Raw genomic sequence first — 16,904 nt, 5'->3', positions numbered from 1 at the left:
TTGGGAAAGACACCCCGGAAGCTCCAGCTTCCTGTGACCGACACAACCTCCGCACTTTCTCAATCAACGCCGACTCGCTCGTTCAATCTTTCTTGATTGTCGGGAAGCTAGAGCTTCCTGAACAGGTTACCCAAGCTGGAGCTTGGGTAACAGCATATTTTAGTTTTTGCGACTACGACTAGCCCCTGCTCGGACACTTGGCTTCGGTAAGCTGAAGCATCTTGCTAATCAGGAAAAATAATGAGAGACCGCCCTGAGTCATCGGGGCACTAGAGGCCGGTTTTTATGGGTGTAGGCCGGACGAAGAAAGGCTGTGGGCCAGACCTTACATTTGACATCCAGACCTTGCACTTCAATTTTTAGTGTTCAGCGACAACTATCTTGACACAAGGGGGCTGTTCTAGTCGAAACCCCGGTTTCTCGGAAACCAACGAAATAATGCAAAATCAAAGCCCTTGCTGTGATCCGCTTAGTCAAATAAGTGAAACTGTGAAGGGCGAGTGCCATAAGGATTGACCTCAATTTACCGAGTTATTGACGTCGTTTGTTGAATGGGCTATTAATTAGATTATGTTCGCGTTAAAAGTTGGCGCCATCCCGGCTTGGGCCGCCGGGGCCGCGTCAATTCCTGTCGGGATGACGATTTGATGTTTTTAAGCTATTACCGCATACATCGCTATAAATGAAACATTTTTATCGCTATTCTGGATGAGTCGTTTTCTTAATTATAACGCTAGAAAAAAGAGGGTTTACCATGCAACTTCTTGGTCAAAACTATTGGGGTGGTGTTTGCGGGTTCGTCTCCGTAATTCATGGAATACTACTATCGAAAAATGACGGCGATGCTCTGAATGGACTGAGTCAGGACGAACTGGAATATAACCTGGGGCTGTCTATATTGGCTTTTCTAAAATATGTTAAGTTGAGTAAACCGGAGATTGCGGATGAACTGGTTAGGTTCACTCGGGCGTTCGGAGGCGTTCATGCCAACAAGACCATTGACACTCTGATCCTAGAGTGCCAAAAATCAGTCAATGCGATCAAGTTGAGTGGCGGTACTAAAGGAGCAAAGGCAACCGAAGCCGGCTGGGGTATTGCCATGACAAAGAACGCATTGATGGCATATATCGACTGGATCGGTGCCAAGGCGACCGAGATCCCACACAATGGTGTCTGGTGCAAAGAGAACTTAAGTAATTTCAAGAATTGTGTATGCGGTGTCGGTGATAACGCGAACATAAATAACGGCTTTCTTGGCCTACGTCATTGGGTCTACATTAACGAAGCCGGCTACATGTATAACTGGGGGGCCAAGACCCAAATGACGATAAGCCCCGACCGCCCCTATGAAGGCATGCCCAACCACAACTATTTAGTTCATGTGCTGAAACTAGGCTGATAACATGGGCTAAACTATTGCGAAAGGAGGCGGCAGATTTTGAAATTTGCATATTTTTGACTATGACAAGTTAATGGGTGTTCCCTAATTCGACCCTATGCTGCCAAGGTATGACTGGAACCTTCCTGACGCGATTTAAGTGCTGTTTTCCAGAAGAAAATGAGCCCCAATGTCAACATTAAGATAGTCGACGGTTCCGGTACGCTTTGCGGGTTGCCCGTTGACGGCGGCGTTTTACCCTTTAAATTGACGACTTTAAAATAATCGTTACCCATACCGAGATAACCGCCCGGACTATTGCTCGAAGGGGCGCTACCTAACGCACTGTTATAGGCACTGATCAGCCAATAGCTGGAAGAAACGGCCGCCTCGTTGATTGCTTTGGCGGTATTCGTGACTAAGTCGGCGTAATGACCTATCAGCGTCCATCCGGAAGACAATAAACCCGCTGCAGAATTACCAAGCAAACTGGATGGAGCTCCGGCTCCGGTATAGGCCAATACCGAGATATCGGCATCGTAGTATTTCCAGCCGATAGAAATGGATTGTAGCGTTACGTTTTCGCTGAACGAAAACAGTGCGATGTCGACGCCATTATTATTATCGACCGAATGATTAGGCGATCCGCTGTCTTTTGTACTGATTACGCCTAAACCGCTACCGTTCCAGTAAGCCGTTGTTGCGTCTCGGAAAGTGGTATTTGAATTCCCTGTCGATGAAAAAGCCGTAACGCCCGCCGAGACACCGTCCCCGTTGAACGTGCAACCGCCGCTGCCGCATTGGCTCTGCGACGACGTTATGGTAAAAGAAGCCGTAGCTTGTGCCGTTACCGGCAAGGCTGTCGCTACGGACAGAAAAAGTGCCGCAGAATAAATTTTCAACATATATTTTTCCCCTTGATTGGCTGAATGATTGAATTTGGACACTTTTTATCACGAACCGGATATCACTGCTATTGTACGATGGTACGAAATTTGTCTAATCCGCTTAATGTATCATCGGCCGATCTTATCCCTTAATGCTTTCGCGTCTTCGATGCCGTTGAATGTTTGCCCCGTGTTTATTGCAGCTTCAAACTCCGCCTTGGCTTCGTCGAGCCGGCCCAGACGGTAAAGCGCTACGCCGATGTGATAGCGGATTTCCGGATCCTCGGATGCCCGGGAGTGCGCGTTGCGTAAATAATTCAAGCCTTTTTCGATTTGTCCTTCGTGGACCAAGATCCATCCCAGCGTATCGTTGACGCTGGCAAGCTCGGGCGCCAATTCGCGCGCGCGCTCGGCAACGCGTAAAGCATTGCTGTCGTTTTGCTGAAAATAAATGTAAGCCAGATTGTTCATTAAGGACGCGTCGTTCGGGTAAATCGTCGACAATCGTTCAAAATGCTGTTGTGCTTCGTGCCATTTGTTTCTATGTAAAAACTCTTCGGCCAAGGCGGCAATCGCCGCATGGTCGTCCGGCCGGTCGCCTGTCCAAGATTTCAACAATTCGAATGCGTCGTTATTTTGTCCTGCCTGTTTGTAAGCAAAGTACAGCTTCATCAAATGATCGATATTCTTTTCTTTGCCGAAAGCCGTTCGATAGTGCTGCAAAGCACCGGTATAATTTTGTTCGCGCCTTTGGATATCGCCCATTAACCGGTATCCGTGGGCTTTTTCGGGATATTTTTCAACCAATTCCTGTGCCAAATTTAGAGCCAAAAGCGGATTACCGTAATTCAATTGCAATTCGGCTAGTCTAATTCGTGAGGGTACATGGGCTTCATCACTCAAAACGGCATTTTTAAGGGATTCGATGGCGTTTAGATAATCTTCGGCGGCAATCTGGAGGTTTGCGATGTCATAGAGCCGTTCCGCATGAAATCCGGCGTTCCTGGCCATCCGTTCGAAAATCACGGCCGCCTGTTTATTATTGCCCGACGACAGGTATGCTTGTCCAAGCGCACCGAGTATGCCTGCGTCCTCAGGTGCTAAAGCTAAAGCTCCCCTGGCAACTTGTACCGCCTCGGAATACTTCTGCTGTTTTAATTTTAAATCGATTTGCGCTAAAAAAACCGGCACCGATTTGGCGTTGATTTTTTTGGCTTCCGTCAACACACGTTCCGCTTCATCATAATTCGAGGTATTACCGAGTACTCTGGCCAATTCAATCATGACGGCTTGATTTTGCGGGTATTTGCTGTGCAATTCAGACAATCGGCGTTCAGCTTTGTCGAATTTTTTTTCAGCCGAATCCAATTTGCCTAGGTTGAATTGTGCGGGAAGGAATTGGGAGTTAATCTCCGCCGCCTTTTCAAAACTGTTCCGGGCTTCGGTCAATTGTCCCGCAGCCGCCTGAACGATGCCAAGCATGTTCAATATCGTGAGATTTTCAGGTTCTTTGAGATGCAACTGTCGTGCGAGAGCCATTCCTTTGCCGGTTTCGCCCCTTTTGACGTAGAGAATTAGCAGAGGCAAACCGGCTGTACCGGACACGGGGTTAGCCGCGAAATCGCGTTCCAGTTCTTCAATACCCTGGTTTTCTTGACCCAAAGCAAGCCATGCCAGCCCCAAATCAGTCCGTCCGCCCTCAACGTGCGAGGTGTTTTCGGACGCTAGGTTGAGCATCTCTGTTGCTTTGTCGTAACGGCCCAATTTCATATAGGCTTCGGCAAGGATCAACGATAGCCGGAAATCTTTGTGCGCGTGCGGTATCACCGGATTCAGCAGTTCGATGACTTTGTCCGGAGCGTTTTTCGACAGGAGCATCGTTCCGAGCAATTTGTAGACGCCGGGATGATCCGGAAAACGATCGATATAGTTTTTTGCGAAAACGGACGCTTGTTCGAACCGGTTTAGGCTGTAATTGACCAAGGCTGAAAGTAGTAAGCTTTGCGAGTGTTGTAGTAAAAATTCCTGTTTGATCTGACTCAAAATGTCGTCGGCTTCCTCCAGAGACTTAGCTGCTTCATCTACTTTACCGTTACGCGCCAATACAACGGAAAGTAAATAGGCCGCTTTGGGTTCGAAAGGATACGTTTTCCTAACGAATAGAAGATCGGACTCGGCTTGTCCGTCTTTTTTCTGGTCCATGAAAATTCCGATACGGGCCAGACGGGCGTCGAGATGTTCGGGATCAATGCTCAACGCTTTGTCGTAATCGGCGACCGCAGCATTCAATTCGCCTTTGGCATGTTTGATGGATGCTTTGATATACCAAGTACCGGCATTACCGGGTTCCATCAAGGTAGCCTGATCGGCAAACAATGATGCTTCTTGAAAATCGTTTTTGCGGAGCAGGGCATTGGCTCTACCTATTGATGGGGCAACCGATGCAGGGTTTTTTCGAGCTGCCGTATTATATTCTTCAATTGCATTGTCGATCAGGCCGAGTTGCAAATAGGCGTCGCCGCGGAATACGTAAAGTTCGGATTGAACCGATTGACTGTAATGCTCGGGATCGATTTCATTGATTAGTTGACTGTATTTGATTTGGTAAAGATACAATTGCGCCAGATGCCGGACAAGCAGCGATTTGTCGGCCCCAAGCTTCATTGCTCGAGATAAAGCGACTTCGGCGCCGGCAAGATCTTTTTCCCGCAAATAAGCTTCGCCCAATAAAATATGTGCCGATACGTAATCAGGATGATGCTGAAGAGCATTTTTTAAATGAATGATGGCTGTCTTGACTTCACCATTACGATACGCAACAACCGCCTTTTCATAATCTTGACCGGCTTGATCAGAAATCGCCAAGGCTCCGGCCGAGTATAACAATACCGGCAAGACGATCAGACTCGATGCGAATTTTTTCATCATAATTGCTGTTAGACGGCAGGTTCTGATAAATAAATTGCTTAATGTATTCATTGTTTTGTATTCCGACGATAGAAAAAAGAAATCGTTTAACTCGCTAAGCTTATAGGAACATAGCGAATCCATGCCGCTTGGCAGTGCCATATTTCCGCCGCGCCGGTTTCATTCAAAGATCGCGCGAACCCGACTACCATGCGATAATTAAGCATAAGAATCCATAGTGTATCGCAAATAGCGGAAATTCAACTTTCCTGAAGCCCGTGGCTTTCGAATGGGCAATGGATATTCCCGATGTACCGAGTGAAATCAATATGCTGTAGGTTCGGTGTGAATGTTTTAATTCAACGTTTGCGACTTTCACTCCCCAAGGGATAACGATTGTTTGGCATGTCGTCCACACGGCTTCATACACGATTGCCGTACCGGAAGCGGACGTACATTAGGCGCGCGTCTGCCGCCTGCGAAATCGTCGAGTATCGCGGCCTCCGCTCCGTGTCGAGATGGCCGATATAGCGGTATCAACTGTTGCTGTCCGGCTCTATGATGAGATGCTGAGGAATTATCCGGGTATCGATTTCTCTCTTGAACAATATACGATTGAAAGGCAATCCGTCTCTACCTGCCCACGCCCGCGCATCCTTGATTGTCGGGGTATGAAAGGATCGTGAGTACTCGTCAAGACTGTAAAAACTTCAAATTCTTGTCCGGCGATAGAAGCGAAGCGGATGACTTGTTTGCATATTACGAAGGTTTTTCCGAATATGACCTTGGATCGCTTGGGCAGGGTGCCGTTAATAAAGTCTGCTTGCTCAATCAGAAATTCATCTTCATGCATTTGATGGGTCTGGCTACTGACAGGTATGCCAACAAAGTCATCAAAGGACAGGGTGTCTTTGAATACTGATATAGGTCGTTGCTTGCTTTGTTATGCGGTTACCCAAGCTCCAGCTTGGGTAACCTGTTCAGAAAGCTCTAGCTTCCCGACTATCAAGGACGATTGAACGAGCAAGCCGGGGTTGATTTAGAATTGCGGTGGTTGTGTCGGTCTCAGGAAGCCTGAGCTTCCGGAGTGTCTTTCCCAAGCTGGAGCTTGGGAAAGAGCGTGATGTATATTTCAGTTATGCTGATTCTTCTGGGAGGGGTGTTGTGTTTTAGTGCACCCGGGCAGTTCGTTTATACCGTTATCCTGGCTGTCGGTTTTCATCTTAGGGTCGTATTCGGCGAGGAGCCGTTATTGGCGCGAAAGTATGGAAAGGAATGGGAGCATTATTCAAGCCCCGTTCCTCGCTGGTTTTACTGAAAACCGAGCTTTAACCTAGAACATGCATTTCACCATGAAGACCATGAAGAATAAGAAGTTAATTCAATAGCTTGTTGAGCGTTCGTATAAAGCTTTCGCTGACCCGATAGCTTGTCGGTGATACTCAGGCATCCTCTTGAGTTACATAATGAACCATGATTAAACTGCCGATTTTAGGTTTAATGGTGGCGGCCGGCTTGGCAAAGTACACATTTCAGCATCGAATACCAAGTCATGGCCTCAGCGACAGGAACGTCAGTTGATATTCAAAACCTATAGCCGTATTTTTGGGAAGAGCGCGGTTATTTTAGTCGAATGATTTTTGTCGTTAGCAATATTCCGTGATAATTCGTACCGAGATTTTCGGGTTATTGAATGCGTATCGTAGTCATCATCCCGGCTTCGGCGTGTTCGAGAATATGGCAGTGTAGCGCCCAGAGCCCTTTGTCGATCGGCACCAAGCCGATATCGACCGATTGCTTGGGACCAATCAATACCGTGTCGCGCCAAAAACCTTCCCGTACCGGCCGGTCGTCGACCGCGATGACTTGGAAGAATTGTCCGTGCAGATGCATCGGATGCAAGCGATAAGAACGATTGGTGAAGCGCAGGCGGTAAAAGCGTTGGGTTTGCAGTTCTTGCGCGATAGTGTCGTGACCGCTGTGGCCGTCGATGGTCCAGGTAATGCCGTGCTCGCCTCCGCGCATTGCGTTCAGCATGAACTCGTGCGTGACCGGGGCGTCGATTGCCGATCGCCAGTCCGGAAAATGCTTGGCCTGGATGGGCTTGAAGGTCGGCGTAGTTACCGCTGCCGTGTCTTCCACTTGTAATATGGCCAAGTTATTGGCTTTGTTGCCGAAGCTATCCAAAACAGCGAATGTTTTTCCGGCGGCGTTTTTAGGAATGGTCAGGTCCAGATCGATGCGATTGCCGGGAGCCAAATAAAAATTTTGTAACGTTATGGGGCTTTGGGCCGGCAGACCGTCAACGGCGATAATTTGGGTTTCGATGCCTTCCACGGTGGGCGCGAACACGCGACCGTTGGCGGAATTAACCATTCTGATCCGAATGCGTTCGCCGGGTTTTACCGGAATAGACGGTCGGTAATGGCCGTTGATCGTCACAACGTTGCCCCAGCGCCCATCATGCATCAAGTCATGACCGGTGACGAAGCGGTCGTGAATTTTCGCGCCTTTTTCCAATAGCCAGTCATCCAAGATCCAGGCGAGATCTTGCGAATATTTCGGCTCGTCCGGGTTTTCGACGATCAATAGTCCTTGCAAGCCGCGTTCGATTTGTTCGGGAGAATTGGCATGTGGATGAAACCAGAACGTGCCGGCGTCTTTCGGGGTAAATTCATAGGTGAAGCTTGCGCCGGGTTCGATGGCCGGCTGGGTGACGCCCGGCACGCCGTCCATGGCATTCGGCAGTCTTATTCCGTGCCAATGAATCGAGGTCGCTTGCGGTAACTTGTTGTGCAACGTCAGCTTGAGCGTTTCGCCCAGGTTGATGCGGATAACGGGGGCAATTTTGCCGTTATAAGCCCAAACCGTAGTCTGGTAAGGCGGTAGGATTCCCCATTCGGCTTCGGCGGCAATCAGTTCTTGGCTATGGACTTTATTCGAAGGCGAGGCGGTTTCCGGATAAGAACCGTGAAATTCTTGTTGCAATTGTTCGGTCACCGCTTCGTTATCGACGGATAAAGTCTCTTCGGCATGCGGCAACTCTGCGGTCAATAGGCTTAGGATGCAACATAACGATAATCGTAGCGAAAACAATAAAGATGATTTCATAGTTTTTATTTAGCGGATTTCAGAACGGGACGTTTATCGAGAGCATTTTACCGCATAAAATCAAGGAAAAAGCGTGGAAAAAGTGGGGCGGGCATTTTTTACACTCATCTCCGATAGGTATATTAAGGAAGTAGGATTAAAAGAGTAATTAATCCCAATCACATAGTTTACCCATCCCATTTCGCGGCAATTTTGAACCTACCGTGAAATGTTTGGGTATCTGTGTACTAGGCAGTCGAGTCGATAACCATGAAGACAGTTCATCGATCAACATAGACGAGTTTAGTTGGCTGTCTTTATTAGGTACGATGTATGCTTTCAGCCGGTTTCCGTCGAACCTAACCACCGATTCATGAATGGCAGCATGCTGTTTGATCTCTGAAGCAATCGCTTCGAGATTAACATTGGTTCCGGCGATTTGGATTTTTCCGTCTTTACGTCCTCGAATAATAAAGTGTTTTTTATCTACCCAGTGTAGTTTGTCTGGAAAGTTAGCGCTATGAAGATGGTTGCGAATCGAATCGTTAACGATTTGCCAATAAGGGAACAAAGAAAACGGTTCATCAGGTTTTTTTCGATAGCCAATGCCTCCGGTTTCGGTTGCTCCGTAAATTTCAATGGTATCTGCGTTTTGCGCTAATAAAGCAGCGAGTATTTTTGGTGCGCAAGGTGCGCCGGCCATAACAACCGTAACCGGACGCGGCAATCTAAGCCCCGAATTTATCCAATGTTGCCAAAAGTCAGGTATTGAGACGATGATGTCTCCATCCTGTAAGCTTTTTTCTAATGAAATCGGTAAGCGTTGGCGTCCATCTATCACTTCCGGCCGATTGACCAATCTGCTCGGCAATGCCATTGTAAAAATAAAGCCGTAGATATGTTGAGCCGGAATCAAAGCCCAAATCCGACGAACAGCGCTATTGCCGGGTAACAAATGCTGAGCGATAAAATCGACTTCTTGTTGAATATGAGCGAGGGGTATTGTCGTAACGACAGGAGAAGATGTCGATCCTGAGCTGGAAAAGCTGATGAATTGATGAAAATTTTCAAGACTCGCCGTCGCGATCTCCTTCCAGCCGTTGACCGAAGGTTTTGCAAGTAAAAAATCTTCCAGCCCGGAGTCCGCAATATGCAACATTCGTGCGAATGCCGTTGCGCAATCCACCAATTCCAATGAGTCAATGTTGAGCGGCGAAGCCGACCAATTTTCTGAAAGCATGACTGCTTGCGGAGACGGCATGTGAGCGCCAGGGCGTAATCGACTTATATGCCCAAGTACGAAATCGACAATCAATCGGCGCAAATTAGCGCCGTTTTGCCACCACATCATACACGTTTAACAAAAATCCAATAGGTATCGCCACTCAGTGATTTTTTCATATGTACTTTAACTTTGGTCGGGCGCATGTTGTAATCAAAAGTGTATTCGAATTTTTTGTTGAGAAAGCCCATACGAGCCCCTTTGTCGAACTCGCCTTTGAATAGGGGAGTGTCTGTACAGGGGGCGACTTCGGTGAAAAAGTTTCGACCGAGGACTTCTTTCGGATTGCGTCCGGTTATATCGCCTTCCGCGGAGTTATATCGCAAAATGCGGCCGTTTTTATCCAATTCGATTGCACCGAATGCTATGCTATCCAGCTCTTCGCTGCTCATTTTACGCATAGCGCTTTCGATATCGTCGCGTCCGAATTCCACGATGCTGGATGATAGTGTGTTGGTTTTAAAGTTGGAAACCAATTTTTCCAGTTTTTGCGCGCGCTGTGACAGGGCTTGACTCACTTCTTGATTTTGATTCATCGCCTGAGCGTTTGCCTCGGCGAGTTCATTAATACGAAGCATGCTTTGGCTAATATCGGTTGCTACGCTATTTTGATCGCGAGCGGCTAAAGCGATTTGTTTTCCCATGTCGTAAACCGAATCCACTCGATGATCGATTGTATGCAGAGATTCTCCGGCCTTATTGGCTTGTTCTACACAGTTATGCGCTTGTGTCGTACCTTGTTCAATCGCACCGGTTACTGCTTGTGCTGATTCTTGCAGGTCGGCGATGATGGCATGTATTTGTTGAGTGGCTTCTTGCGTATCAAAAGCGAGTTTTCGAACTTCATCGGCAACAACGGCAAAACCGCGACCGTGCTCGCCGGCTCGAGCGGCCTCGATAGCCGCGTTCAATGCTAAAAGATTCGTTTGATCGGCAATTTTAGCGATAGTGTCGATTACGTCTCCGATGTTGTGATTGCCCTGGTCGAGTCGACTGACCGCCGATTGCATGGATTCCATTTGATTTGCCAACATACTGATTGAGGACATCGTTTCATTGACTACTTGTAATCCCATTTTGGTTTGTTCTTTAGCGTCGGAGGCGACTTTTTGAGTCGCATCGGCATGCTCGGCCGTTTCATTTGATGAAACGGTCATCTGAGCACTCGCCTTGACGACTTGATCGGTCTCTTGTTGTTGTGAATGTGCAAGATCGATACTTTGGTGAGTATTCCCGGCAAATTGCTCGACAGCAACGTTAAGGTCGTCCGAGGTTCTTGCGACTTCTTCTATGATTTGATGCAATTGGCTCGAATAACCGTTGAAAGCGGAAAATAAACTTCCCAGTTCATCGTCATTTGAATATTCCAAACGAATATTCAAATCCTTTTGCATGTTTTCCAGCCGCGAAATGCCTTTGTTAATCGGAACGGTGAGGTTTTTCTCTAGTAGTATATTGAGCATAATAACGACAAGCGCTGTAAATGCTACCAGTATGCCGAGAAAAATATAAGCGATTTGCAAAACCTGAGATCGTATTTCTACTGATAATGTATTAAAAACGTCATGGTTTTGCAGGGAAAAAGTAAAGATTAAGCTCGCTATAAAGAAAAAAACACCGTATGAAAGGAAATGGACAGTTAATCGAGACTTCAATGTGACAGATTTTGGCATAGTAGCGGATTAAGGTAAGTTGCTTAGAAAGGTCAAGCCGGGGTTTGGATTCAAGATATTCTGGTGGTTTCTATGGAAGCGTCTCGCTTAATTCACACAACATTGCATGAGCAGTGGCGCCACTCATCTTGAAGGGGTCAAATTCCAAATTATTTGAAAAACGCAACAATAATGCTTGATTTTCTTTGGTCAACCCTAGATATCCCATATGCCAATTATCAAAATCGCGGGCTATTATCTCGTGATATTCCAACAAGGTTGTATCGAAATGGCGTTTATCTTCAAGAATATGACGGTACAATTCATTGACAGCTGTACGCGAGCCTTCCAATGATTGCAAAAAATTATAACCATTGAAACACAACATGCCAGTTATGCCTTTTTGGGCATTGGTTTTGCGGGCAACTCCTAAAATTTGCTCGACATCGGTCGGTCCGAAGCCTTCTCTTGCTCTGCTGGCGTATATCAGCCTGACTAAATACATTGCACACCTCGAATTCATTGCTGGAGAAATCAACTGAATCGGTTCATATAATAATTGATTACACAGTAAAAGTAATCTGATCAACAAGAAGCTTCGGCTTGTCGAAGCGAATATCCTGACGGAGTCAAATAGAAGCAGCCGCATCTCTAAGATATATATCAGCGAGAAGCTATATATCAATGGCATCGAGTTGGAAACTTCTATCAAAAGGGATATCGCTTGGCTGTTTGCCGGACTGTCGCCAAGCTTTACTGAAAAACCATCGAGACTGAAATGGAAGAGGGTTATTTGGATGGCGTGGTGTGGGGCAATCAGGGTTATGTCGACCTGCGCTTGAAGGATTTTGGAGCCATCCGCGATTTTACCGAGTGTGAGTATTCAGACCCCCGGCCATTCTCGTTCCCATGCTCTGCGTGGGAATGCTTGAGTACCGCTCCAGCGGTACGAGACGCTAGAGCGTCTCGGTCTTCATTCCCACGCTGGAGCGTGGGAACGATAGGGGGGTGAATAATTACTACCGAGTGGTTCGCGAGTTGGTGGGGGCAGGAAGGTTTTTGATCCGGCAAAAAAATTGGCACGAAGTCGTTATTATAAAAAAACATTTCACCATTAAGATCATGAATAATAAGTTAATTCAATAACTTGCTAAGCCTTAACAAATGAAGCACCCATGACCTAAAGACCGAAAAATGTTAAAGCTGGGCCTTTGTCTAGGGTTCGGATATTCGTTTGACAGGACGCCGTGAACCCAGCACTTAAATTACCCAGGATAGTCAATGATGGCCAATGGGTTATGGAATTTAGGTGCTGGGTGAATACGTCCTTGTAGGCTTGATGGCGGCTCCCTGCCGCCGAATCGGTCAATCGAGCAACCGAACCCACATAAAATAAGGACGTTATCTATGACCTAATCATTAGCTGGAATATTGAGATAATCTTTTGGAATACTTCATTAACTTCATGTGCTTCATGGTCAAACTGCCGAATTTAGGTTCAAGAGCTTGATGTAGCTCTATGATGATTTTCGTGGACTCATTGCCGAATTTAGGGAAAACGATCTTCCGTTTGTCCGCACAAAACCTGATCCAGGATTTCGATCCAATGCCGCACCGGCAGTTGGGTTCCGCTTTGCAAATGCATCTGACAGCCGATATTCGCGGTGACGACGATAGCTGGGTCGTCCCGGGTCAAGGCGGCGATTTTGTTGTCGCGTAGCTGCCGGGCGATGTGCGGCTGTACTATCGAATAGGCGCCGGCTGAGCCGCAACACAAATGAGTATCGCCGACGCGGGTCAATCGAAAGCCGGCCGTTTGCAGAATGCTTTCGATGACGCCGTCGAGTCGCTGTCCGTGTTGCAGCGTGCAAGGCGCGTGAAACGCGATGGCTTCGGCCTCGGGCGCTGGGCAGTTTTCCAGTAGGCGAGTCAGTTCGGGCCGTTCCGCGGCGACGATTTCGCCGATGTCTTTGGCCAGTTCCGAAACGCGGGCCGCCTTTTCAGCGTAAGCCGAGTCGTGTTTCAGCAGACGGCCGTAATCCTTGACCATAACGCCGCAGCCGCTCGCCGTGACGACGATCGCCTCAATCAGCTTATCGGGATTTGCAATGTAGGGCCACCAGGCATCGATCAGACGGCGCATCGCATCCAGTCCTTCGGGTTGTGCGTCGAGATGATAGGCGAGAGCGCCGCAGCAACCGGCCTGTTGCGCGTCTACGAGCGCTATACCGAGCTTGTCCAGCACGCGTTCTGCAGCGTGGTTGATGTCGGGATTTAACGCGGGTTGCACGCAGACTTGCAGTACCAGCATTCTACGTGGATGATTGGCCTGCGGCGGGTTTTGCCGAATCTTCGGTTGGGCTGGCACCATTCTTTGCAATCGCTCAGGCAGCAAGGGTCGGCTCAGCCTAGCCGATTTCAAAACAAACGCAAACAAACTCCGATTCGGCAGCACCTTGCGCAACGCAAAACGAAGCATCCGGTCGATAGGAGATCGCTTTATCGTTTGTTCGACTTCATTGCGGCCGATATCGAGCAAGCGCGCGTACTCCACGCCTGAAGGACAGGTGCTTTCGCAGGCGCGGCAAGTTAGGCAGCGGTCCAAGTGTAATTGCGTCTTCCTCGTGACTTCCTGGCCTTCGAGCAGTTGTTTGATCAGATAAATCCGGCCGCGCGGGCTGTCGAGTTCATTTCCCGAAAGCTGGTAGGTCGGGCAGGTAGCAAGACAGAAGCCGCAATGGACGCAGCTACGCAGTATCGTTTCGGCTTCGCGGCCTTGCGGGGTATTTTGAAATTGTTCGTCGAGTCGGGTCTGCATCGTTCAAAACTCTGGAAACAGACGCTGCGGATTGAAGATGCCGGCCGGGTCGAATTGACGTTTCAGGCGCTGATGAATTTTCAACAAAGACGGCGGCAGCGGATGAAAGACCGGTATGTTCGGGTCCTTGCCGCGGAACAATGTCGCATGTCCGCCGGCCTTTTCGGTTTGGGCGCGAACCGCTGTTGCATCATAGTCTTTGGCCGCCGCAAACCAGCGTAGCGCGCCGCCCCATTCGATCGCTTGTTCGCCGGTGATCGAAAAGGGCGGGGCAGTGGGCTTGAGCGATAAACGCCAGAGCCTTTTGTTGCCGCTAAAAAAGGGATGCGTCTGATTTTTGATCGATTCCCAAAAGCTCAGACTGTCGCCGAATTCGTCGCCGCCCAGCTTGACGTGCGCGGCATCAATGGCGGACTCGATGCCGGAGAGACGGATATAAAGACGCCGGTCGATATGACAGCTCGCCGAGACCGGCAGCGTTTTGCCGGCGCAGCGCCGCATCGTTTCCAGTGCCTGCTCGACCGGCAGTTCGAAACAGAGCGTACGTTCGGATTCCGGTTTCGGCAGTACTTTGAGCGAGACTTCGAGCAGCACGCCCAACGTGCCCATCGCGCCGGTCATCAGGCGCGAGACGTCGTAGCCGGCGACGTTTTTCATGACCCGTCCGCCGAAATTCAAAATTCGGCCCTGGCCGTCGAGCAGTTTGATGCCGAGCACGAAATCTCTGGCCGCTCCGGTATAGGCGCGCCTCGGTCCCGAAAGCCCGGAAGCGATACAGCCGCCCAGCGTCGTCGTTCCGTTGAAATCAGGCGGTTCGAAGGCCAGCATCTGGCCGTGTTCGCTCAATAGGCTTTCCAGTTCGTTCAACGGCGTTCCGGCTCGTGCACTGACGACCAGTTCCGTCGGATCGTAATCGACGATGCCGCGATACGGTCCGGTTTCCAGCTTCGAATCGTGCAGTCCTTTAGGATTGCCGTAAAAGTCTTTGCTGCCGCCGCCGCGAATACAAAGCGCCTGTTTGTTCTCGTTCGCTTTGACGACGTATTCAGTGAGTTGTTCGACTATCGTTTCCATGTTCAGAATCTCGGTAAATCCGGAAACTTTTCTTCGCCGCGATGGACATGCATCGCGCCGAATTCGGCGCAGCGGCGCAGCGACGGAATCGCCTTGCCTGGATTCAGCTGCGAATCCGGATCGAATGCGGCCTTGACGGCATGAAACAGGTCGCGCTCGGCGTCGCCGAATTGCAGGCACATTTGATTTAATTTTTCGATGCCGACGCCGTGTTCGCCGGTCAAGGAACCGCCGGCCTCGATGCATATTTCGAGGATTCGCGCGCCGAAGTTTTCAGCCTTTTCGAGCTCGCCGCTCCGGTTTGCGTCGTATAGAATCAACGGGTGCAAATTGCCGTCGCCGGCATGAAACACATTCATGCAGCGTAGTCCGAATTCTAAAGACAAGTCTTCGATTCGGCGCAGAACCTCGGCGAGATGCTTGCGCGGAATCGTGCCGTCCATGCAGTAATAATCGGGCGAGACCCGGCCGGCCGCCGGAAAGGCGGCTTTGCGCCCGGCCCAAAAACGCTGGCGTTCGGCATCGGAGTGCGCGGTATCGATGCGGACCGCGCCGCTTTCGTGCATGATGTCCCGTATCTTCTCGATTTCGTCGGCGACCACTTCGTTCGAGCCGTCGGATTCGCACAACAGTATCGCTTCGGCGTCGGGATCGTAGCCCGCGTGAATAAATTCTTCGACGGCCGCTATCGTCATTTTGTCCATCATTTCCAGACCGGCCGGCACGATGCCGGCACGGATGATGTTCGCGACCGCCGCACCGGCCTTTTCGATGTCGTCGAATGCGGCCATCACCAATCGGGCCGTTTCGGGTTTCGGCAGCAATTTCACGGTGATTTCGCTGATAATGCCGAGCATGCCTTCGCTGCCGGTCATCAGAGCGAGCAGATCGAAGCCGGAGCTATCGAGCGCTTCCGAGCCGATTTCGAGCACATCACCCTCGATAGTCAACACTCGCAGTTTCAGGATATTGTGTACGGTCAGTCCGTATTTCAGGCAATGGACGCCGCCGGAATTTTCGGCAACGTTGCCGCCGATTGTGCAGGCAATTTGCGATGATGGGTCGGGTGCGTAATACAGTCCGTAGGTTTCGGCCGCTTCGCTGATTGCAAGATTCCGCACGCCGGGTTGCACGCGCGCGGTACAGGCCACGGGGTCGATTTCGAGAATCTCGTTCAGTTTGGCGAGGGACAGCAATACGCCGTCGGCATGCGGCAACGCGCCGCCGGAAAGCCCTGTGCCGGCACCGCGCGCGACGACCGGAATTTTTTCCGCTTCGCAGATTTTGAGGATTTCGATGACCTCGGTTTCATTGCCAGGCAAAACCACGATCATCGGCAGTTGCCGATACGCCGACAGTCCATCGCATTCATAGGGCCTTAGATCCTCGGGCTCGTACAGTACCGATTCGAACGGCAGAATGTTTTGGAAGGCTTCGGCTAAATTGGCGTGATGCATCGTGAATTATTTGAAAGTGAATACTTGAGGGAGATCCCTTAACATAACAGAAATCTCGTTTTTCCCGAACATGTGTTATGTAAACAGAAAATTTGCCAACCGTTTTTTAGTTTCCTGCATGTGATATGTCAGACCCTTTTTCAAGGAAAAATCCATGTTATCAATTGGTATAGAAAACAGAGAGCTGAATAATTCCCTCGTTCTTGTGTCGTTCGATTAAATCTTCAAAAAATGCCTGGAAAAATCAACCTGAATACTTAGAACGTTCAGCCAATTTGATTTGACTCAGGGCGCCCGCCTGGGTCCCGTTAGGCCGCGCCGAGCACTGACGATTTTGCCGAGAATAGCCCGTTAGGGGA

13 protein-coding genes are annotated in these 16,904 nt (G+C 49.3%); 4 read left to right on the top strand and 9 right to left on the bottom strand.

The window, feature by feature from the left end; all coding sequences use genetic code 11:
* Both ACRJJO_RS20295 and ACRJJO_RS20290 read left to right on the top strand, forming a co-directional pair.
* Window positions 1–182: hypothetical protein (locus ACRJJO_RS20295; protein ID WP_431067403.1), on the top strand; the 182-nt coding region annotated here is incomplete at its 5' end.
* A 572-nt stretch (window positions 183–754) separates the two neighbouring features.
* Window positions 755–1,399, top strand: coding sequence for a hypothetical protein (locus tag ACRJJO_RS20290; protein ID WP_431067402.1), 645 nt, complete (start codon window positions 755–757; stop codon window positions 1,397–1,399).
* Between the two features lie 95 nt (window positions 1,400–1,494).
* On the opposite strand, the gene xdp1 is transcribed toward ACRJJO_RS20290, so the two are convergent.
* Window positions 1,495–2,283, bottom strand: coding sequence for an exosortase-dependent surface protein XDP1 (gene xdp1, locus ACRJJO_RS20285; RefSeq protein ID WP_431067401.1), 789 nt, complete (start codon window positions 2,281–2,283; stop codon window positions 1,495–1,497).
* 111 nt (window positions 2,284–2,394) lie between these two features.
* On the bottom strand, window positions 2,395–5,244 hold the full coding sequence (gene prsT, locus ACRJJO_RS20280) for an XrtA/PEP-CTERM system TPR-repeat protein PrsT (protein WP_431067400.1): 2,850 nt from the start codon (window positions 5,242–5,244) through the stop codon (window positions 2,395–2,397).
* A 610-nt stretch (window positions 5,245–5,854) separates the two neighbouring features.
* Here prsT and ACRJJO_RS20275 point away from each other — a divergent pair.
* Entirely contained in the window at window positions 5,855–6,094 is a 240-nt protein-coding gene (locus tag ACRJJO_RS20275; protein WP_431067399.1) for a hypothetical protein, read from the top strand.
* Between the two features lie 201 nt (window positions 6,095–6,295).
* On the top strand, window positions 6,296–6,490 hold the full coding sequence (locus tag ACRJJO_RS20270; RefSeq protein WP_431067398.1) for a methyltransferase family protein: 195 nt from the start codon (window positions 6,296–6,298) through the stop codon (window positions 6,488–6,490).
* A 368-nt stretch (window positions 6,491–6,858) separates the two neighbouring features.
* On the opposite strand, the gene ACRJJO_RS20265 is transcribed toward ACRJJO_RS20270, so the two are convergent.
* The 7 genes from ACRJJO_RS20265 to ACRJJO_RS20235 form a co-directional block, all read right to left on the bottom strand.
* Complete coding sequence (locus tag ACRJJO_RS20265; RefSeq protein WP_431067397.1) at window positions 6,859–8,283, bottom strand: multicopper oxidase family protein; 1,425 nt, start codon at window positions 8,281–8,283, stop codon at window positions 6,859–6,861.
* Between the two features lie 148 nt (window positions 8,284–8,431).
* Complete coding sequence (locus ACRJJO_RS20260; RefSeq protein WP_431067396.1) at window positions 8,432–9,613, bottom strand: hypothetical protein; 1,182 nt, start codon at window positions 9,611–9,613, stop codon at window positions 8,432–8,434.
* Window positions 9,610–11,067 (bottom strand): photoactive yellow protein, encoded by a 1,458-nt coding sequence (gene pyp / locus ACRJJO_RS20255; RefSeq protein WP_431067395.1) that lies wholly within the window; start codon window positions 11,065–11,067, stop codon window positions 9,610–9,612. Before pyp ends, ACRJJO_RS20260 begins: the two co-directional genes overlap by 4 nt.
* A 220-nt stretch (window positions 11,068–11,287) precedes the next feature.
* On the bottom strand, window positions 11,288–11,701 hold the full coding sequence (locus ACRJJO_RS20250) for a BLUF domain-containing protein (protein ID WP_431067394.1): 414 nt from the start codon (window positions 11,699–11,701) through the stop codon (window positions 11,288–11,290).
* A gap of 1,044 nt (window positions 11,702–12,745) precedes the next feature.
* Window positions 12,746–14,014, bottom strand: coding sequence for a glycolate oxidase subunit GlcF (gene glcF / locus ACRJJO_RS20245; RefSeq protein WP_431067393.1), 1,269 nt, complete (start codon window positions 14,012–14,014; stop codon window positions 12,746–12,748).
* A gap of 3 nt (window positions 14,015–14,017) precedes the next feature.
* Complete coding sequence (gene glcE / locus ACRJJO_RS20240; protein ID WP_431067392.1) at window positions 14,018–15,088, bottom strand: glycolate oxidase subunit GlcE; 1,071 nt, start codon at window positions 15,086–15,088, stop codon at window positions 14,018–14,020.
* Window positions 15,089–15,090: 2 nt separating this feature from the next.
* Window positions 15,091–16,545, bottom strand: a complete 1,455-nt coding sequence (locus ACRJJO_RS20235; protein WP_431067391.1) for an FAD-linked oxidase C-terminal domain-containing protein — start codon at window positions 16,543–16,545, stop codon at window positions 15,091–15,093.
* Between the last annotated feature and the right edge of the window lie 359 nt (window positions 16,546–16,904).

Origin of the sequence: Methylotuvimicrobium sp., from assembly GCF_050611805.1 — a bacterium.
Classification (GTDB): Bacteria; Pseudomonadota; Gammaproteobacteria; order Methylococcales; family Methylomonadaceae; genus Methylotuvimicrobium.
Note: the sequence above shows the minus strand (reverse complement) of the source record. Positions and strands in the feature narration are given on the sequence as shown.